The organism is Streptomyces daghestanicus, assembly GCF_020521275.1.
Lineage (GTDB): Bacteria > Actinomycetota > Actinomycetes > Streptomycetales > Streptomycetaceae > Streptomyces > Streptomyces griseoviridis.
Genome location: NZ_BNDX01000011.1, coordinates 354,160 through 372,792 on the forward strand (window position 1 = coordinate 354,160; position 18,633 = coordinate 372,792).

An 18,633-nucleotide genomic window follows, 5' to 3' on the forward strand; every position below is an offset into this window, starting at 1 on the left:
GCGCGCGGGTCAGGCCGCGAACTCCCGCTCCAGCCTGGGGATCAGGTGCCGGAGGTCCTCCTCCCAGCAGCCGCCGTTGTGGCCGCCGTCGCACCGGCTGCCCCAGCCGGCCCCGTCGCCGTAGTTGACGTAGGAGTAGGTCATGCCCAGCGCGTCCATGGCGGCCTTGACGTTCTTGGCCGCGCCCGCGATCCAGAACTCCGGTTCCAGGGGCGAGCCGCCCCCGTCGCCGGTGTACACGGAGACCCGGACCCCGGCGGCGGCCAGCCGGTCCATGTGCTGGGACGGGTCGACCTCGTTCCACCGCCGGTCGGCGTTGAACACCGGGTAGGGCGAGCCGAACGCCGCGTCACTGTCCACCCCGGGCTTGTAGGGGGACTCGTCCGGGTCGCAGGCGCCGGACGCCGCGGCGCAGATGACGCCCGAGGCGTCGATGAGGGAGGCGACGACGGCCAGCCGGAGGTCCATCGACCTGGCCGACAGGTCGATGTCCCCCGACAGCGACGCGGTGTGACCGAACAGGTCGGGGCGGGCCTGCGCGTAGTGGAAGGCACCGAAGCCGCCCATGGAGACCCCGGCGACGGCCCTGGCCTTCTTGGCCGCGACGGTCCGCAGGTTGGCGTCGATGAACGGGATCACCTGCTGGAGGTGGAAGGTCTCCCAGTTCTGCGCGCCGGCGGCGGTGTTCTGGTCGAGCCAGTTGGCGTACCAGCCCCGGGCGCCGCCGTCCGGGACGACGGTGATCATGTCGTCCGACGTCGTCAGCGCCGGATACGTCTGCTGGACCGGGTCGTCGGGCGAGCCGTGCAGGAAGTACAGGACCGGGTAGCGCCGGTCCGGGTCGTCGTAGTAGTCGCTCGGCAGAATGATCTTGATGTGCTGTTCACCCGCGACCTGGGGTGTGGTCACGGTGAGGTAGAAGTTCGTGGCCGTTCCGGTCGCCGTGCCGACCTGGGTCAGGCCGAAGCCGTCCGCCATCGGCGGCGGGGCCTCCGGGCCGGCGGCCCGTGCCGGACCCGCCGGCGTGATCACAGTGACGGCCACGGCGGCGAGCAGCCACGCCACCACCCTCCGGGACCAGGCCCTGTTCCGTCGCGTTCTCCCTGTCACTGCGCTCCCCCTTGTGAGGCTGTTCGGCACGGTCAGTCCAGGACCGTGGTCGTCAACTGCGGTGCGGCGGCGATCTGTTCCTCGGTGAAGCGGCCGGTCACCCACCGGCCGGCCGAGAAGAGCCGGGTCTGGTCGGCGTGGTGCGGTGACGTCGGGTCGGCCGACTGGGAGTAGGCCAGGACGGAGTACGCCTCCGGCGGACCGTCGGCGGTGAACCGGACCTGCTGCACGAAGCTCGACCCGAAGACGACGTCCGCCTTCCCGCCGACCTGCCCCGGCGTGATCACATTCAGGACCCCCAGTTCGCCGATCGTGCCGTGGACCGGTATCCGCTCACCGCCCCGGGTGACGGTCTGGACGCTCGACAGCGGGGCGTCCAGCGCGATGCCCGCCTTGCGCAGCGCCAGCACGGCGCGGGCGAGGGCGTCGCGGACGGCTGAGCTGCCGGAGTCGAGCGAGTTGGGCGTGTGCACCGGGTCCTTGGGATCGAAGGGGACCCGCCACGGCAGCTGCTCGACCCCCTGGCCGTCGAGCAGGCGGGTCCAGTAGTGGGCGAAGAGCCAGGAGCCCCGGCTGTCCGTCGTGTAGGCGTGGCTCTTCCACCCGGCCAGGATCGGGCAGGCCTCGCGCACGTCGACCAGGCTGCCGTCGACCAGGACGAGCCCCAGGGGCACGTTCCGGCAGGCCGTCACCGTGGCGTCGAGCGCCAGGTCGGCCGCCCGGCTGTGGTCGGCGAAGAGCAGCTGCCCCATCGTCCCGGGCGTGAAGCCCCTGCCGGGCAGGCCGTCCGTGCCGTCGATGCGGTTCCGCGCGGTCAGCACGAGTTCCTGGGTGCGCAGCGACCGGGGCGCCGAGGTGTCGCCCATCACCCGGGGGTAGGCCAGCGGCTGGTCCGGGTTGGCCAGCCAGGGGCTGTCGTTGGCGTTCCCCGCGAAGTCGGGGCGGATCAGGCGCGGTTGCGCACGCGGGTCGAGAAGCCCCGGGGCCGCCGCGTCGGGGTCGTCGGGCCAGTCGCAGGCGCCGCGCTTGCCGTCCAGGATGGAGATCGGCGGCACGTTCGGCAGCCGTGGCGCCTGGTGGAACAGCAGCTTGCCGGTCTCGGTCAGACAGGAGGCCGCGTGCGCGTCGGTGATGTTCGGGACGGCCTGGATGTCCGCGTACAGCGCGTTGCCCGCGCGGTCGGCGGCGACGGTGTTGAAGAAGGGGACGCCCTGTGTCGTCTCCAGGGTGGCCACCACGTCGTGGACGTCCGTGGCCCGGTTCAGGCCGAACCAGGTGTTCAGCGCCCGCAGGTTGTCCCTGTTCACGTCGCGGACCGCGTGCGCGCTGACCACCCAGGGCAGGGGGACGCCCTGGAGCGAGGTGGTGACCGGGCCGTAGCGGGTGGACCACAGCGTCCTGCCGGCCTTGGCGAGGGTGCCGTCCGCCTGCCGTACGTCGACCTCGACGCGCTGCGAGGTCATCTGCTCCCACGCGCCGTCCACCAGGTACCTGGTCGGATTCAGCGGATCGACCTGTACGTCGAACAGCCCGAACGGCGCGACGGTGGCGACCGTGTGGCTCCAGGCCACGTTCTCGTTGTGGCCGATGTTCACCGCGGGCAGCCCCAGCAGACTGGCCCCGGAGACGTTGACCTCGCCCGGGATCGTCAGCTGGCTCTGCCACATCCGGTTCTTGCCCTGCCACGGGAAGTGCGGGTTGGCCAGCAGCATGCCGGTGCCGCCCGACACGCCCTGGGAGCCGACCGCCAGGGCGTTGCTGCCCATGCTCTGCTGGCGGCTCACCGCCATCGCGTCCCGGATCTTCGCCGCGGTCCTCGCGGGGGAGGGCGCCGGGCCCGCGGTGGCCCGGGCGCCCGGGGGCGCGGCGTCGACCTGGCCGTCGAGCAGCGCGTCGGTGCTGCCCATGATGATCTCGGCGTGCGCGTGCCGGTAGACGTCGAGTTCCGTGATCGGCCGTACCCAGGCCGCGCCGCGGCAGGCGGGGTCGGAGAGGCCGGCCGCGCCGGTCTCGGCCAGGTACCGGTTGTATCCCTCGACGTAGCCGCGGATGGCCTCCCTGACCTCCGGCTCCGGCCCGTCGGGCGCCGGCTGCGCGACGAGCCGCTCCACCACCCGGTCGTCCTTGAGCCGCTGGAAGTACAGGTCGCTGTTGAGGTTGGTGGTGGTGTTCTGGAACTGGCCGGGGCTCGCCCTGCCGTCGGGCCCCAGATACCGGGAGCGCCGGGCGTCGACGGTCAGGTAGGTGTCGGCCAGGGTGCAGATGTTGTCCTTGGCCGCCGCGTACCCGTAGCCCGTGCCCAGCCCCGCCCAGTCCGAGGCGATGATGTGCGGGATGCCGTACTCGGTGTACCGGATCGTCGGCGCCTCCGGTCCCCTCCCCGCGGCGGCCGTTCCCGCCGCCGCCCCGCCGGCCGCGGGCGCGCCGATCACCGCCAGCGCGGCCAGCACCGCCACCGGCAGTCTCGTTCCGTGTCTCCTCCGTGCCATCGCCGTCCTTCCCCGTCGGGCCGTCATCCGGACGTCATCCGGACGCGGCAACGGTAGGAAGGACCGATGAAACCCCGGTGACCCGCGACGACGCGGGCGTACGGCCGCCGCGGCGACGCGCGCGTAGCCGACGCCCCGGCGTCCGTCACCCCGTAACCTTCCGGGGTCCGGCGGGCCCGCGGGGGCGCTAGCTTCCGTACCGCCCGCCCGCACGGCCCCGGCCGTCCGTCGCCGGCACCACCGAAACGGCCGAGGCAGGAGGAGCCGTGCTCCCAGGGCTTTCCCGACACACGCAGACATGGGTCCTCGCGGTAGCGGCCGCCCTGCTCCTGGCGGTGCTGCCGCCTGCGGCCCGCGCCGGGGCGACGGTCCCCCGGACCGCCGCCGGAGCCACCGCCGCCTGCCCGGCGGCCGGTTTCGTCTCCCAGCACTTCCACAGCGGCCACAACGGCGTCGACATCGCCAACGACGTCGGCACCCCCATCTACGCCGTGGGCGACGGCGAGGTCACCATCTCCGGGTACGAACCCGGCTACGGCCAGTGGATCAGGGTCCAGCAGACCGACGGGCGGATCGCCGAGTACGGGCACATGATCCGGCGGGACGTCTTCGCCGGCGACCGTGTCACGGCCGGCCGGCAGATCGCCCTGATGGGCTCCGAGGGGCAGTCCTCCGGTCCCCACCTCCACCTGCGGATCTGGGGCGATCCGTCCGCCTCCTACGGCATCGACCCCGAGCCCTATCTCGCGGAACGCGGCGTGGTGCTGCCCTGCGTCCCGGGCGGCGGACCGCGGCCCCGGCCGCCGGTCCACCCGGCGGAATCGGGCCGGGTGGTGTCGGCGCGGTCGGCGGACGGCCGCCTGGAGGTGTTCGCCGCCGGAGCCGACGGCATCCACCACGCCTGGCAGCGGGAGGCCAACGGCGACTGGTCACCGTGGGAGCCGCTGGGCGGTCCCGCCCACGCCGAACTGGCCCTCGCGCCGAACGCCGACGGCCGCCTGGAACTGTTCGCGCTGGCCGGGAACACCTTCGAGCACCGCTGGCAACTGAGCCCGTCCGGCGGCTGGTCGGGCTGGGAGACCTTCGGCGGCGGCGGCCGGGACGTCGCGGCCGGGGTCAACGCGGACGGCCGTATCGAGGTCTACGCGTCCGGTCCGGCCGGGCTCTTCCACCGGTACCAGGCCGAGCCGAACGGCGGCTGGTCGGGCTGGGAGTCCACGGGCGGCGGTCCCGCCGACAGCCAGGTGGAGATGGAGACGGCACCCGACGGCCGCCTGGAGGTCTTCGCCCTCAACGGCAGCACCTTCCAGCACCGGTACCAGACCGCCCCCAGCGGCGGCTGGTCGGCGTGGGCCGGCTTCGGCGAGGGCGGCCACGACCTGACGGTCGACCACAACGCCGACGGCCGCCTGGAGGTCTTCGCCTCCGGACCCGTGGGCGTCTTCCACAAGTACCAGACGGGTGAGGCCGGTTGGTCCGGCTGGGAGCCGACGGGCGGTCCGGCCGACGCGCGGCTCACCAGCGAACGCACCGCCGACGGCCGGGTGGAGGTCTTCGCCATGAACGGCGACACCGCCCTGCATCTGTGGCAGACCGCCGTGAACGCCCCCTACGGTGACTGGGCGCCCTTCGGCACCGGCGGCACGGAGGTCACCGCCGCCACCAACGCCGACGGCCGCATCGAGGTCTTCGGCACCAGCCGCGCCGGTGTCCACCACCGCTGGCAGACCGGTTTCGCCACCTGGTCCGAATGGCTCTGGCTCAACGACTCGGCGGGGCCCGCCGTGCCCTGACCGACCGTCAGGACCTCGCCGTCGTCCCTTGCCCCCTGACGCCTGACGCCTGACGCCTGTCGCCTGACGCCTGACCGCGGACCGAGGCACGGCCGCGGCCCCGGCGGAACACAGCCGCCCGCACGAGACACCCAGATTTCGCCATGTACACGTCGTCAGGAGGTCCGCCCCGGCCCCGGCTGCCCTCCCCGAACGGGCCCCGGCCCGTCCCGCGCGGTGACTTCGCCCACTGCGCCCGGCCGGAAGGGGACGTCCACGGCCCGTGGGCGCCGGGCACGGCGATGTGGCCGAAGTACGCCGGTGGCCGGCCCCGTGCCGGAAGTATCGTGGCGCTCGTCCGGCAGTGACGCGTGGAACGGGGGGCGCGGTGAGCGGCGTAGTCATCCATGTGCCGCGGGGAAGCGGGGGCGCCGGCGGCGCCGGACCGCACGGGGACCCGGTGACGCTGCGGCTGGGACCGGGCGAGTCCGCCCGCTTCGGGCGGGGCTCCGCGCGCAGCCCCGTCGAGCTGCGCCTCGACGACCCGGCCGTCTCCCGGCTCGCCGGGGAGATCCGGGTCACCGACGACCACTGGCAGCTCACGAACCACAGCACCACCCACAGCTACCTCGTGGAGAACCCGGAGGGGGCGGGGGAGTACCTCCGGGTCCCGCCGCGGCGGGCCGGGGCGCCGATCCCGTTCGAGTTCTCCCGCGTCGTGCTGCCCACCCGCGGCGACGCCACGGTCTCCTTCCAGGTGTTCGCCCCCGACCACGTCTATCTGGACCCGGAGGCCATGGGGGTGCCGTGGGGGAACGCCACGGTCACCGCGTACTCCCTGAACGAGACGGCCACCTACTTCCTCGTCCTCGTCGCGCTCTGCGAGCCCCGGCTGCGCGACCAGTCGCGGGTGGCGGTCCCCACCACCCCGCAGATCGTCGACCGGCTCGGCGGACACCCGGCCTGCGCCGGACTGACCGCCCGGGCGGTCAGCTCGCACATCGACTACCTCGCCGACGAGAAACTGCGCCTGGGCGCCCCGGACAGCCACGAGCCGGGCAGGGCCGACCGGCGCAACGGCAAACGGGAGGAGATCGTCGGCCTGGCACTCCGGTTCGGACTCGTCCGGGAGGAGCACCTCGCGCTGCTGCCGCCGCAGACGCAGGCCGGCGGACGGGAGCGGCAGGCCGCGCGATGAGCGCGCCGCACGGCCCCCGGGAGACCACGGAACGCGACCGGACGGACCCGCTCCCGCCCGGCAGCCGGGTGGGGAACTGGGAGGTCACCCGGCTGATCGGCAGCGGCGGCTGGTCCACGGTGTACGCGGCGCGGCCGGCCCGCGGACACCCCGGCCGCCCCGACGTCGCCCTCAAGGTCATGCCGACCGCCGGGCTCGCGCCGCGCCAGGCACGCCGGATCGTGGAATCCGCCCGCCGCGAGGTCGAACTCGGACGCCGGGCCGGGCACCCCAGGCTCATCAGCCTCCTGGAGTCGTTCGTGCTCGCCGAGCCCGGCCACCCCGCCCTGCGGGGCGCGATCGTGCTGGTCATGGAGCGCGCCGCCGGCAGTCTGCGGGAACTGATCGACGCGGGACTGCCCGAGACCGACCGCGGCCGGCTGATTGCGGGCATCTGCGAGGGACTGGCCCACCTCCACCGGTCGGGCTGGGTCCACGCGGACCTCAAACCGGAGAACGTCCTGCTCGGCGCGGACGGGACGGTACGACTCTCCGACTTCGGCCTCGCCACCGAGCTGACGGGGACCCACGGGTACGCGCCTCCCCTGGGCACCCTGGACTACTTCCCGCCCGAGCGCTGGCGGGCGCCCCTCGGTGAACTCGGGGTGCGGGTCCGGCCGACCGCCGACATCTGGGCCCTGGGCGTCGTCATCCACGAGGTGTTCACGTCGGGCTGCTCGCCGTTCCCGGGGGCCACCCCCATGGCGCGGGGCGCGGCGGTCCAGGAGTACGGCGCGGGGCGGGCGCCGCTGCGCATGGATCACGCGGTACCGCCGTTCTGGCGGGAGCTGGCCGCCGACTGCCTCGCCCCGACCCACGAGGCCCGCGCCCCGCACACCGCCGAGAGCCTCCTCGCCCGCATCACCGCCCACCGGCGGGGCCCCGGGGCGGGAACGGGACGGCCGGGCGGCCGGGCCCGCGCCGCCGTCCTGGCCACCGCGCTGTGCGGGATCGCCGGGGCGGCCCTGTACGCGGACGTGCCCGCGCCGCCCGGCCGCGCCGGCCCGGCACCGGACACGGTCCGGGTGTACAACGCGGAGCGGGCCTGCCGGGAGGACGGCGGCCGGGACCCCGGGTGCAGCCTGGGTCTCGCGGTCGATCCCGCCCTGCCCTATACCGCGGACAACGTCGTGGTGACCCGGGTCTGGCACGGCGACCTGCTCACCGCCGACTGCCGGACACCCGACGGACAGCCCGTCGTCGACGAGGAGGACCGCCGCTCCACCCACTGGTTCCGCGTCCGCCTCCCACCCGGCTCCCGGCCCTCCACGGCCTGGCTCCCCGCCGTCCGCACCCGAGACCGCCCGACGCTGCCGGAATGCCCTTGAGGTGGGGCCGGGAGCAGGGTGCCCCCGGGCGGGGATGTCCGTAAGTGAGGGACACGTGGCTCGACGGACATGGCGGGCGGGGCACCGGCGCAGAAGACTGGGGGCACGGGGCCGGCCCCGGGACGGTGGAGCCGGCGGCCCCACCGCACCCCATGACGAGAAGGTGACCAGCCATGACCACGGACACGAGCCTCGCGGCAGGAATCAGGGTTCCCGGCACGAAACCGGCGCGGGAGGCGACCGAACTGGTCCGGGACACCACCAGTGAGCTGATCTACCACCACTCCCGGCGCGTGTACTTCTTCGGCAGTCTGCGCGGCCGCGTCCGGGGGCTCAGCCATGACCCGGAACTGCTGTACATCGCGGCCATGTTCCACGACCTCGGCCTGAACGAGGAATTCCGCTCCAGCGGGCGCCGCTTCGAGGTGGACAGCGCCGACGAGGCCCGCCGCTTCCTCCGGTCGCACGGTGTGCCCGAGGACAGTGTGCGCCGGGTGTGGACCGCCATCGCCCTGCACACCACCCCCGGCGTCCCCGAGTTCATGGAACCGGAGGTCGCCCTGGTCACCGCCGGTGTCGAGTACGACGTCCTCGGCCTCGGGTACGCGGACGTCTCCGACGAGGACCGGCGCGAGGTCGTCGCCCTGCACCCCCGGCCCGACTTCAAGCGGCGCATCCTCACCGCCTTCACCGACGGCGTCCGGCCCAGGCCGGAGACCACCTTCGGCAACGTCAAGGCCGATGTGCTGGAGCACTACGTGCCCGGATTCCGGCGCGGGGACTTCGTCCGCACCGTCCTCGACTCCCCGTGGCCGGAGTGAGGCGGGCGTACGCCGGTGCCGCCGGCGCCCTCGTGGCCGCCGGGCCCGCCCGCCCGCGGTCGGTCCCCGGTGACGCGGATGAGCGTAGGCACTGACGCCGGCGCCCGCGCCGACCGCCGGCAGCACGGCGCACAGGCCGGGCACGGTGACGGCGGCGGGAGCGGTGGGCTGTCTGCCGAAGACCGTCGCCCCGCGCGAGGTGCCCTGGCCACCTGCGCCGAGGACCTGCCCCCCTGCGGCGCGACCGGCAGCACGTGTACGCACAGCGGCTCCGACGGCCCGGCCAGGCGCACGGGCGTGGCCCGCCCCGCCGGGGCACCACCCCTCCCCAGGGCGGCGAGCGCGCCGGCGGTGCCCGTGACCCGGGAGGCGAGTTCACGGGCGAGCCGGTGGCCTCCACGCCCCGGGGCAGCCGGGTGAACAGCCCGCGGCCGGTCTGCTGCTCCAGGGTCAGGAACGTGCGCGGCGGGCTCGGGCCGGCGTGTGCCGGGAGCTGCCCGGCGCGGGCGCGGCGGGGTCGGGTGTCCGGGGCTTCGTGACCGCCGCCGCAGCCATCCGGCCCACCGGGGGCCGATGGCGGGGGCCGGTGCCTCCGTCGGCGGGGCGAGGAGGACGGAGCGCGGGGCCCGGGGGAACGCGCCCTCAGACGAGGACGACGACCTTCCCCCGCGTGTGGCCGCGTTCGGCGTACGCGTGTGCCGCCGCCGTCTCTTCGAGGGGGTACGTCCGCTCGACGCGCGGCGTGTAGCGGCCCTGCCTGCCGAGTTCGCCGGCTGCGGCGAGGAGCGCGGGGTCGTTCCGCGCGTCGGCCACGTGCGCACCCAGCCGGCGGGCGTTGGCGTGGTCGGCGACCGTGGACACCCGAGCGGGGTCGCCGACGAGCGCGACGAGGTCGGGCAGGGACCCGGAGGCCGCGGTGTCGAGCACCAGGTCGACCCCGTCCGGGGCCAGGGCGGCGAGGCGCTCGGCGAGGCCCGTGCCGTAGGTGGTCGGGACGGCGCCGAGCGAGGTGAGGAACTCGTGGTTGCGCGCACTGGCCGTCCCGATCACCGTGGCGCCCCGGGCCACCGCGATCTCCACCGCCGCACTGCCCACGCCCCCGGCGGCGCCCTCCACGAGAAGCGTGCGCCCCCGCAGGGGACCGAGCGCGTCCAGCCCGCCCATCGCGGTCACGGACGCCAGACCGGCACCGCCGGCCTCCTCGTCCGACCACGCGGCGGGCGCCGGGGCCCAGGCCGACAGCACGGCCAGCTCCGCCGTCGCGCCCGTGACGCCGCCCAGCCCGAAGACCCGGTCGCCGACGCTCACCCCCGGTACGCCCGCGCCGATCGCGTCGACCGTGCCGACGGCCTCCCGCCCGGGAATGGCGGGCAGGTCCACGGGGAGCACCTCGCGCACCGCCCCGGAACGCACCTTCCAGTCGACGGGATTGACACCGGCCGCCGCCACACGGACCCGGATCTCACCGGGCCCGGGACGCGGGTCCGGCGCCTGCTCGACCACGAGGGTCTCCACACCGCCGTACTCGTGGAACCGGACTGCGCGCATGGCGTCCTGCCTCTCTACGGCCGCACGGCCGCAAGGGATCAAGGGGTGAAAGGGCCGGCGAGTGCCGACGCGCACCACGCTAGAACCTGACACCGGTGTCAGGGGCAAGCCGGCCGAGGGGCCCGGACGGGGCCGGTGCGCGTGCCGCGTGCCCGGCCCGCGCCCCACGAGTCGCCGAAAAAATGGCCGCAAGATTGCTGTGCATATTGTTAACAATCTTGTAGCGTGCGTCACGCCTCGACCCCGAGGCGTCAGCGAAGCACTTGATGCTCAGTGAGGGGAGACCCCGTGCAGCGGTTCTCCGCGTCCTTCGGACGCGACGCGCTCACCCGCCCGGCGCACCGCCCGGTGACCCGTACCCGTCTGCTGAGAGGCGCGGCGCTCGCGAGTGCCCTCGTCCTCACCGCGGTCGCGGCGCCCGCCTCGGCCGCGGCCGCCTCGTCCGGCCACGGGCCCGCCGCCGACCCGCAGGACGGCGCGCTGGCCTTCGACTCCGCCGCCTACACGACGATCGGCGTCACGGTCGACGGCCGGCCGGTGAACGTGCGCTGGTACAAGGGGATCTGCTACGTCGCGCACCCGGTCGCCGCCGCCGCCCGGCAGCCCGGCGGTCCCGGCGGCGGCACCACCACCATCACCGACCCCGCCTGCGGTTACCAGAGCATGAACGTGTTCGTTCCCGAGAGCGCCTTCGGGGACCAGCGGACGCCGGTCTACTTCGCGGTGAACAACAGCGGCTGGAAAGCGAGTCACCTCCGCGCGAGCGTCACCGCCGGCGCCTCCTACACCAGCACGACCAGCAACGTCGGCGCCGCGCTCAAGGCCGGGTACGTCTTCGTCGACGTGGCCAACCGCAGCCGGGGCCTCGTGGGCGCCGACGGCTCGGCCCCCGGCAAGGCCCCCGCGGCCGTGGTCGACGCCAAGGCCGCCGTCCGCTACCTGCGCCTCAACGACGCCGCCATGCCCGGCAGCGCCGAACGCGTCGTCGTCAACGGCACCAGCGGCGGCGGCGCGCTCGCCGCCATCCTGGGCGCCTCCGGCAACAGCGCCGAGTACACCCCGTACCTCGCCGCGATCGGCGCGGCCGGTGTCGACGCCCAGGGCCGCAGCACCCTGCGCGACGACGTCTTCGCCGTCAACGCCTACTGCCCGATCACCGACCTCGGCAACGCGGACGTGGCCTACGAGTGGCTGTACACCGTCCTCGGCACCCGTGCCGCCACCGGCTCCGACCCCTCGCCCGAGGCGTCCGCCGAACTGGCCGCGCGGTTCGCGGCGTACGAGAAGGGCCTCGGGCTGCGCGGCCCGGACGGCTCCCGGCTCACCGCCGCGACCATGCCGGCCACGCTCGAGCAGGAGGTCGTCCGCTCCGCCGAGACCTATCTGGCGGCGGACCCCGCCCACACCGTCCCGCCGCTGGGCGGCACCTTCCTGATCACCTCCCAGGGCACCACCAAGTCGTACGTCAACGACTGGATCGACGTGGACCCCGCCACCCGCACGGTCCGCTCCGTCGACATGGCGAAGTACCTCGCCTTCGTCGCCACCCAGGCCACCCTGAAGACGACCCCCGCCTTCGACGCGGTGGGCGTCGACGGGAACGTCACCAGCGGCACCGAGACCGACCTCTTCGGCCCGCCGAGCCAGAAGTACCTGAACTACACCGGGTACGGCTGGGACCACAACGATGTCGCCGGCGACGGCAGCGGCCTCGACGACACCGGACTGACCTGGAAGCAGTACACGAGCCGGAAGAGCACCACGGTCGACGACCAGGTCCACCTGGTCGACCCGATGGACTTCATCGGTACGAGCGCGGACACCGCGCCCAACTGGTACGTCCGCCACGGCACCCGGGACCGGGACACCGCGCTCACCGTGTCGGTCAACCTCGACCGGGCGCTCGCCGCCGACCGGCAGGTGGAGAACCTGGACTACCGGCTCGCCTGGAACCAGCCGCACGCCGGCAACTACGACGTGCCCGAGGCCATGGCCTGGATCGACGGAGCCGTCCGCAAGGCCGGCGACCCGCTCACCTCCGGACACCGGGGCTAGGGTCTGTCGTTCGGATCACGCCGGTGAGCGGGGAAGGCGCAGCCGATTCCCGCGACCTGATCCGAACGACAGGCCCTGGCCTCCGGCGGGAGCGGGTCGACGTCTCGCCCGGCGGGATGCCGGGGGGACCGACCGCTCCCGCCGCCGGCCCCGACCCCGGCCGGACAGGTCCGCTAGGCCGTGCGGACCGGCTGTCCGTCGATCAGCGGGTGGTCGCGCTCGATCAGGCCGAGGCCGCTGGCACCGCCGGGCGAGCCGAGGTCGTCGAAGAACTCGACGTTCGCCCGGTGGTAGTCCCGCCACTCACCGGGCACGTCGTCCTCGTAGAAGATCGCCTCGACCGGGCAGACCGGTTCGCAGGCGCCGCAGTCGACGCACTCCTCCGGGTGGATGTACAGGGAGCGCCGGCCCTCGTAGATGCAGTCGACCGGGCACTCCTCGATGCACGCCTTGTCCTTGACGTCCACACAGGGCTGGGCGATGACGTAGGTCACGGTGCTTCCTTCTCCTCGTGTCACGCTCGGTGTCGGTTCTCTGTGCGCCGGTGGCCCGTGGGCTCACCGCCGGCCGGTGTCCCGCGGGGTCGTGCCGCGCGGGGAGTCGAAGACGCGGTGCGGGGCGGTGGACAGTCCGACGGCACCGGGGCCGGGGCGCCCGCCGTCGGCGGTGCAGGTGTCCACCGGCAACCGCCGTCTGGCCGGCGCCCGTTCACGGGCCGCGCGCGGGGACCGGGCCCGTGAGTCCGCCGGCCCGCGGACGCCGTCCAGGTGACTGCCCTTCGCCGGTCGCGTACTCATCACACCCCGCCCGGTGCGGGCGCCGGCTCGCCGGCCAGCGGGGTGCGCGGGACGCGGCCGGTGACCGGGTCGGCCAGCCGGCCGGGCAGGGAGAACACGACGTCCTCGGCGGCACCCCGCTCCACCGCGACCTCGCCGAAGCCGAGTTCGGCGAGCCGGGCCACCAGCCCGTCGACGAGGACCTCCGGGGCACTGGCCCCGGCGCTCACCCCCACCGACGACACACCCTCCAGCCAGGCCGCGTCCAGATGCCCGGCGTCGGGCACCAGCCGGGCGGCGGCGCCGTGGTCGCGGGCCACCTCGACCATGCGCAGCGAGTTGCTGGAGTTGCGCGAGCCGACGATCAGCACCAGGTCGTTGGCGCGGGCCAGGTCCTTGACGGCGCTCTGCCGGTTCTGGCTGGCGTAGCAGATGTCGTCGCCCGGCGTGACGAGGTCGGTGAAGCGGGCCCGCAGGGCGGCGACCACGCGTTCGGTCTCGTCGAACGACAGGGTGGTCTGGGTGAGGACGGCGACCGGGGCGTCGTCGGGCAGGCCGAGGCGCCGTACGTCGTCCTCCGTCTCGATGACCACGATCCGGTCGGGGGCCTCGCCGAGGACGCCCTCGACCTCCTCGTGGCCCTCGTGCCCGACGAGGAGGACGGTGCGCCCGTCCCGGGTGAAGCGCACCGCCTCCTGGTGGACCTTGGAGACCAGCGGGCAGGTGGCGTCGATGACGTCGAGACCTCGGCCGGCGGCGGACGAACGCACCCCGGGGGAGACGCCGTGCGCGGAGAAGACGCAGACCGCGCCGTGCGGGACTTCCTCCTCGCTGTCCACGAAGACCGCGCCGCGCTTCTCCAGCTCCGAGACGATGTGCTGGTTGTGCACGATCTCCTTGCGCACGTACACCGGCGCCCCGTGCAGGTCCAGCGCCCGCTCGACGATGCCGATGGCGCGCCGCACGCCCGCGCAGAAGCCGCGCGGCTCGGCCAGGACGACGCTCCCCCCGCTCATGTCGCGTCACCCCCGGCCGGCGCGGGGACCGCGGAGACGGTCCGGCGCGGGGTGCGCGCGTCCAGCCGCAGCCGCAGCCGGCGCGGGTGGTAGACGGTGGCCAGCGGCACCGGGCGGACGTCCATGCCGGGCTCGCAGGTGACCCGCCAGCGGCCCAGGACGGTCGCGAGCCCCAGGGTGGCCTCGGTCCGGGCGTACAGGTCACCGATGCACTTGCGGGCGCCGGTGCCGAACGGCACGTAGGCGTGGCGGGCGGCCGGCGCGATCCGGTCCGGGAGCCAGCGGTCGGGGTCGAACCGCGCGGCGTCCTCGAACGCCTCCTCGTACCGGGCGACCGCGGCGGGGCTGAAGACGACCGTCGAACCGGCCGGCAGATGACGGCCCGCGAGGTCGGTCGGCGAGGCGGTGAGACGGGTGAACAGCCAGGCCGGCGGGTGCAGGCGCAGCGTCTCGGAGATGATCCGGTCGGTCAGGGAGAGGTTCGGCAGGTCGTCCCACTGCGGGGGGCGGCCGCCGAGGACGGTGTCGATCTCGTCGTAGAGCGCGGCCTCGATCTCCGGATGCTGGGAGAGGAGGTAGAAGACCCAGGTGAGGGTGCCGGCGACGGTCTCGGTGCCGGCCGCCATGACGGTGATGACCTGGTCGTGGATCTCCTTGTCGCCGAGCCGGCCGCCGTCGTCGTCGCGGGAGGCGATCAGGGCGGCGAGCAGGTCGTCGTGCTCGGTGTCGGAGGAACGGTAGTCGTCGATCAGTCCCTGGGTCGTCCGGTGCAGGAACTCCAGGTTGCTCCGGTAGCGGCGCTGCGACGGCAGCGGCAGCTTGCGGACCGAGGCCGGCAGGAACATCTGCCGGAACAGGCCGTTGAGCACCACATCGAAGGAACGTTCCACCTTCGCCGCCAGCTCGGGACTGACCGGCGTGGAGTACAGGGTGCGGCCGACCGTGCGCAGCGCCATGCCGTACATCTCCGGGAAGGCGTCGACCACCATGCCGTCCCGCCAGCGCGACACCGTGTCCTCGATCTCGGCGCGCATCGCCTCGGCGTACCGCTTGAGCTGGCCGCGGGTGAACGCCGACTGCATCAGCCGGCGCTGCCTGCGGTGGTCGGCGAACGGGCAGGTGACCAGGCCGTTGCCGGCGATGTCCCGGGCGCGGTCGTAGAAGACGCCGCCCTTGTCGAAGACGCGGTCGTTGGTGAGGACGTGCCGGAGCAGGTCGGGGTGGGTGGGGACGTACGCCGTGGTCGGGCCGATCTTTATCTCCACCAGGTCGCCGTGGGCGGACAGCGAGGTCATGAAGTTCACGGGGTGACGCATCATCTGGAGGGCGTGTCCCACGACGGGGAGCGCTCCGGGCGCCACTCCCGCCGAGAAGGTGCTCTGCTCGGTCATGCGAATCTCGACTTCCCGTCGGTACTGGTCGGTTGGTGACTGATCCGGTCCGCTGGCGGTGTGTCAGCGGCTGCTGCTGCCCAGCTCCTCCAGATAGCCCTGCGCACCGGCGGCGAGCGCGAACTCGGCGTCGTAGCGGCCCGAGGACCGGTGCCAGTCGTAGGACCCGCGGATCACGGTGCGCACGGCGTCGTCGCGGTAGCGGTCCAGCGCCGCGCGCTCGGCCTCGTCGAGCCGGTAGATGTCACCGACCTGCGGCAGGCAGGACTCCAGCAGGAGGTACTGCTCCAGACGGGCCCGGACCTCGCCCTGGATGTGGGCGACACTGCGGTCCTTGTTCCAGCCGTGCTCCCTGCGCAGGATCATGACCATGTTGTTCTGCTCGCCGCGGGCCTCCTCCTTCTCCAGCGAGGCGATGTCGTTGAGCAGCAGGTTGACGTCGACGGCGATCTGCAGCATCGCGGAGAGCACGGCACTGTCGAAGACCCGGTGCGGCACCTCGAAACGGCCCACCCGTTCGGCGAGGTCGACCGTCGGCTGCACCCCGATGGTCTGCCGCCGCACCGCCAGGTACTGGGCCGCCGAGTCGTACGGCGTGTCGAAGAAGCGGCTCTCCGCCTCGTCGACGTACCCGTCGAAGTAGCTGCGCCAGTGCCGGGCGCTGCGCGCGCACCAGGCGGGGGTCATGCCCTCGGTGGTGCGCCGCCAGATGTCGGCGAAGCCGTGGGCGATGGGCGGCGCGCTGTCCGGGAGGGGACCGTCGAGCGCCGCCGCGACCGCGTCGGTGAGCTGCTTGGTCTCCTCGGGGCTCTCGCCGCGCGGCCCGTCGAAGAGGTCGTCGAAGAGGAAGAACCACGACATCAGGTCGACACCGAGGTCCAGGTCGGCGCCGGTGGCGTGCGGGTAGAAGCGGGAGGCCAGGTCGGCGTAGCCGCCGCGCAGATGGCGCTCGGCCGCCGCCTCGGACCTGATCAGCCCGAGCGACCGCGGCCAGTCGAGCTGCTCGGCGTCGGCCCGCGCGTGGTCCGGGCTCTGCCGGCCCGGCAGGGGTATGTGGAAGTCGACGTCCTGGGGCATGGGGGAATCCTCGGGAGGGGGTGGGTGGGGGGTGTCGGGTGCTCGCGGGTCGGAAAGGGGGTACGGGCGCGGGGGCCGGGCCGGTCTCAGACCTCCCGGTCGACGACGAACCGCCCGAGCGCGAGGAGTTCCCCGCGCGCGCCGGCGTCCAGCTCGGCCCCGCGCAGCGCGTCCTCGGCCAGCGCCAGCCGCCGGGCGGCCTCGGCCAGCGCCCAGTCCCGGCCGCCGGCGTCCTCGACCAGGCCGGCCACCCGCCGCAGCTCCGCCTCGCCGGGGGTGCCGCGGGAGGTCAGCCAGGCGGCCAGCTCCGCGCCGGCCGGACCGTCCTGGTGCAGCGCGTACGTCACCGGCAGGGACTTCTTGCGGGAGCGCAGGTCGGAGTGGACCGGCTTGCCGGTGACGGCCGGGTCGCCCCAGATGCCGAGCACGTCGTCGACGAGCTGGAAGGCGAGGCCCAGCTGGTCGCCGTAGAGCGCCAGCGCGTCCACCGCCGCCTCCGGTGCCCCGGCGAGGACGGCACCGATCGAGGCGCTCGCCGACAGCAGCGCGCCGGTCTTGCCGGCGGCCATGTCCACGCACTCCTCGAGCGTGACGTGGGCGCGCTGCTCGAAGGCCAGGTCCTGGACCTGACCGCGGATCAGGTGCCGGGTGGTGCGGGCCAGCAGCCGGGCGGCGGGCGCCGCCGTCGACAGCCCGGTGTCCAGCAGCACCTCCTGGGCGAGCGCCAGCAGCGCGTCACCGGTCAGGATCGCGCTGGGCGCGCCCCACAGCCTCCACACCGTGCGCCGGTGCCGGCGCTCCTCGTCGCCGTCCATCAGGTCGTCGTGCACCAGGGAGAAGTTGTGCACCAGCTCCACCGCGACGGCGCCCGGCAGGGCGACCTCCGGCGGTGCGCCGACCGCCTCGGCGGACAGCAGCGCCAGCGCCGGCCGTACGGCCTTGCCGGCGTCGGCGCTGGTGGGCGCGCCGCCGGCGGTGATCCAGCCGAAGTGGTAGGACGCCTGGTGCCGGGAGCGGTGGTCGAGCCGGTCGACGGCCGCGCGCAGCGCCGGGGTGATGGTGATACGGCTGTGGCTCAGGCAGGCGGGGGCGGTGCTCATACGGCGGCCTCCGCGTGCCAGGGGGCCGTCGGGTCGTCGAAGATGCTGACGACCTGGCGCATGATCCGCCGGTCGGCCGGGTCGAAGGGCTGCTTGGCGTGGACGGTGCCGAGCTGGTCCCACATCACGATGTCGCCGGGCCGCCAGGTGTGGGCGTAGGTGTACTCGGGCCGGCCCGCGTGCGCGAGCAGGTCGTCGAGGAGCTTGCGGCTCTCGTCGGGGGGCAGGTCCAGGACGCGCTTGGTGTTCAGGGAGCTGATGTACACCGACCGGCGGCCGGTGCGCGGGTTGCGGGCGATCATCGGGTGGACGGTCGAGGTGCCGTCCTCGGGCTGGATCGGCTCGCCGCGCTCACCGAGGGACACCTCGCCCTGGAGTTCCTCCTCGATGGTCTCCTCGTACCCGGTGCGCAGGGCGTGCCGGACCCGGTAGGAGTGCAGGCGCCGGCGCTCCTCGGGCGGCAGCGACTCGTACAGGGCGTACATGTCGGTGAAGAGGGTCTCCCCGCCGCCGGTGGCCGGCACTTCCAGGGCCTCCAGGAAACCGACCTGGGAGACGCGGGGGCGGAAGGAGTAGTCGGTGTGCCAGCTCATCCACCCGGCGTCGCCGACGCCGATCTTGCGGCCGTCCTCCACCAGGTTGGAGACGATCAGGATCTCGTTGTGCTCGGGATGCGCGCCGCTGGTCAGCCCGGTCTTCGGGATGTACCCGAAGCGGCGCCCGAAGGCCAGGAACTCCTCGTACGACGGTGTCTCGTGGCCGCGGAAGACGAGCACGAGGTGCGCGTCGAGTGCCGCCCAGATCTCCTGTGCCTGGCTCTCGTCCAGGTCGCCGGTGACCCGGGCGCCGTGCACGACGGCGCCGAGAGCGGCGCCGGGTATCGGCGTGACGTCCATGGGCGTTGCCGCCTTTC

Annotated in this window: 15 protein-coding genes; 5 read left to right on the forward strand and 10 right to left on the reverse strand. The window is 74.0% G+C overall.

Features of this window, described 5'->3' with window-relative positions:
* Window positions 1-9: 9 nt before the first annotated feature.
* Together Sdagh_RS23950 and Sdagh_RS23955 are read right to left on the reverse strand one after the other, a co-directional pair.
* A complete protein-coding gene (locus tag Sdagh_RS23950) occupies window positions 10-1,056 on the reverse strand; it encodes an alpha/beta hydrolase (RefSeq protein WP_190077107.1) in 1,047 nt (348 codons plus the stop codon).
* A gap of 86 nt (window positions 1,057-1,142) precedes the next feature.
* The gene (locus Sdagh_RS23955) at window positions 1,143-3,599 is read right to left on the reverse strand and encodes a penicillin acylase family protein (RefSeq protein ID WP_190077065.1); all 2,457 of its coding nucleotides are present in this window, start codon (window positions 3,597-3,599) and stop codon (window positions 1,143-1,145) included.
* Window positions 3,600-3,865: 266 nt separating this feature from the next.
* Between Sdagh_RS23955 and Sdagh_RS23960 the strand changes: the two genes are divergently transcribed.
* The 4 genes from Sdagh_RS23960 to Sdagh_RS23975 all read left to right on the forward strand — a co-directional run bounded on the left by Sdagh_RS23960 (window position 3,866) and on the right by Sdagh_RS23975 (window position 8,757).
* Window positions 3,866-5,392, forward strand: a complete 1,527-nt coding sequence (locus tag Sdagh_RS23960; protein WP_189415796.1) for a DUF8189 domain-containing protein — start codon at window positions 3,866-3,868, stop codon at window positions 5,390-5,392.
* A gap of 367 nt (window positions 5,393-5,759) precedes the next feature.
* Window positions 5,760-6,569 (forward strand): FHA domain-containing protein, encoded by an 810-nt coding sequence (locus tag Sdagh_RS23965; protein ID WP_189415798.1) that lies wholly within the window; start codon window positions 5,760-5,762, stop codon window positions 6,567-6,569.
* A complete protein-coding gene (locus tag Sdagh_RS23970) occupies window positions 6,566-7,936 on the forward strand; it encodes a serine/threonine-protein kinase (RefSeq protein WP_190077064.1) in 1,371 nt (456 codons plus the stop codon). The genes Sdagh_RS23965 and Sdagh_RS23970 overlap by 4 nt, the downstream gene beginning before the upstream one ends.
* Before the next feature lie 173 nt (window positions 7,937-8,109).
* A complete protein-coding gene (locus tag Sdagh_RS23975) occupies window positions 8,110-8,757 on the forward strand; it encodes an HD domain-containing protein (RefSeq protein ID WP_189415802.1) in 648 nt (215 codons plus the stop codon).
* A gap of 642 nt (window positions 8,758-9,399) precedes the next feature.
* Here the strand turns inward: Sdagh_RS23975 and Sdagh_RS23980 are convergent.
* Window positions 9,400-10,305, reverse strand: a complete 906-nt coding sequence (locus Sdagh_RS23980) for an NADP-dependent oxidoreductase (protein WP_189415804.1) — start codon at window positions 10,303-10,305, stop codon at window positions 9,400-9,402.
* 288 nt (window positions 10,306-10,593) lie between these two features.
* Between Sdagh_RS23980 and Sdagh_RS23985 the strand changes: the two genes are divergently transcribed.
* Window positions 10,594-12,360, forward strand: coding sequence for a subtype B tannase (locus Sdagh_RS23985; RefSeq protein WP_226535619.1), 1,767 nt, complete (start codon window positions 10,594-10,596; stop codon window positions 12,358-12,360).
* Window positions 12,361-12,533: 173 nt separating this feature from the next.
* Here the strand turns inward: Sdagh_RS23985 and fdxA are convergent, their stop codons facing one another.
* The 7 genes from fdxA to ptlD form a co-directional block, all read right to left on the reverse strand.
* Complete coding sequence (gene fdxA / locus Sdagh_RS23990; RefSeq protein WP_189415806.1) at window positions 12,534-12,854, reverse strand: ferredoxin; 321 nt, start codon at window positions 12,852-12,854, stop codon at window positions 12,534-12,536.
* A 63-nt stretch (window positions 12,855-12,917) separates the two neighbouring features.
* The gene (locus tag Sdagh_RS23995) at window positions 12,918-13,157 is read right to left on the reverse strand and encodes a hypothetical protein (protein WP_189415808.1); all 240 of its coding nucleotides are present in this window, start codon (window positions 13,155-13,157) and stop codon (window positions 12,918-12,920) included.
* Window positions 13,157-14,152 (reverse strand): 4-hydroxy-3-methylbut-2-enyl diphosphate reductase, encoded by a 996-nt coding sequence (gene ispH, locus Sdagh_RS24000; protein WP_189415810.1) that lies wholly within the window; start codon window positions 14,150-14,152, stop codon window positions 13,157-13,159. Before ispH ends, Sdagh_RS23995 begins: the two co-directional genes overlap by 1 nt.
* Window positions 14,149-15,543, reverse strand: coding sequence for a pentalenene oxygenase (gene ptlI / locus Sdagh_RS24005; RefSeq protein ID WP_189415812.1), 1,395 nt, complete (start codon window positions 15,541-15,543; stop codon window positions 14,149-14,151). Before ptlI ends, ispH begins: the two co-directional genes overlap by 4 nt.
* A gap of 63 nt (window positions 15,544-15,606) precedes the next feature.
* On the reverse strand, window positions 15,607-16,620 hold the full coding sequence (gene ptlA, locus Sdagh_RS24010; RefSeq protein WP_189415813.1) for a pentalenene synthase: 1,014 nt from the start codon (window positions 16,618-16,620) through the stop codon (window positions 15,607-15,609).
* A gap of 86 nt (window positions 16,621-16,706) precedes the next feature.
* Window positions 16,707-17,720, reverse strand: coding sequence for a polyprenyl synthetase family protein (locus Sdagh_RS24015; protein ID WP_189415814.1), 1,014 nt, complete (start codon window positions 17,718-17,720; stop codon window positions 16,707-16,709).
* Entirely contained in the window at window positions 17,717-18,616 is a 900-nt protein-coding gene (gene ptlD, locus Sdagh_RS24020; protein WP_190077063.1) for a neopentalenolactone/pentalenolactone F synthase, read from the reverse strand. Before ptlD ends, Sdagh_RS24015 begins: the two co-directional genes overlap by 4 nt.
* Window positions 18,617-18,633 lie beyond the last annotated feature (17 nt).

What these genes read in the sequence shown, in the direction of transcription:
- Sdagh_RS23955 (WP_190077065.1), bottom strand. Translation starts at nt 3,599, where the DNA reads ATGGCACGGAGGAGACACGGAACGAGACTGCCGGTGGCGGTGCTGGCC.
- Sdagh_RS23970 (WP_190077064.1), top strand. Translation starts at nt 6,566, where the DNA reads ATGAGCGCGCCGCACGGCCCCCGGGAGACCACGGAACGCGACCGGACG.
- Sdagh_RS23975 (WP_189415802.1), top strand. Translation starts at nt 8,110, where the DNA reads ATGACCACGGACACGAGCCTCGCGGCAGGAATCAGGGTTCCCGGCACG.
- Sdagh_RS23980 (WP_189415804.1), bottom strand. Translation starts at nt 10,305, where the DNA reads ATGCGCGCAGTCCGGTTCCACGAGTACGGCGGTGTGGAGACCCTCGTG.
- Sdagh_RS23995 (WP_189415808.1), bottom strand. Translation starts at nt 13,157, where the DNA reads ATGAGTACGCGACCGGCGAAGGGCAGTCACCTGGACGGCGTCCGCGGG.
- ispH (WP_189415810.1), bottom strand. Translation starts at nt 14,152, where the DNA reads ATGAGCGGGGGGAGCGTCGTCCTGGCCGAGCCGCGCGGCTTCTGCGCG.
- ptlI (WP_189415812.1), bottom strand. Translation starts at nt 15,543, where the DNA reads ATGACCGAGCAGAGCACCTTCTCGGCGGGAGTGGCGCCCGGAGCGCTC.
- ptlA (WP_189415813.1), bottom strand. Translation starts at nt 16,620, where the DNA reads ATGCCCCAGGACGTCGACTTCCACATACCCCTGCCGGGCCGGCAGAGC.
- Sdagh_RS24015 (WP_189415814.1), bottom strand. Translation starts at nt 17,720, where the DNA reads ATGAGCACCGCCCCCGCCTGCCTGAGCCACAGCCGTATCACCATCACC.
- ptlD (WP_190077063.1), bottom strand. Translation starts at nt 18,616, where the DNA reads ATGGACGTCACGCCGATACCCGGCGCCGCTCTCGGCGCCGTCGTGCAC.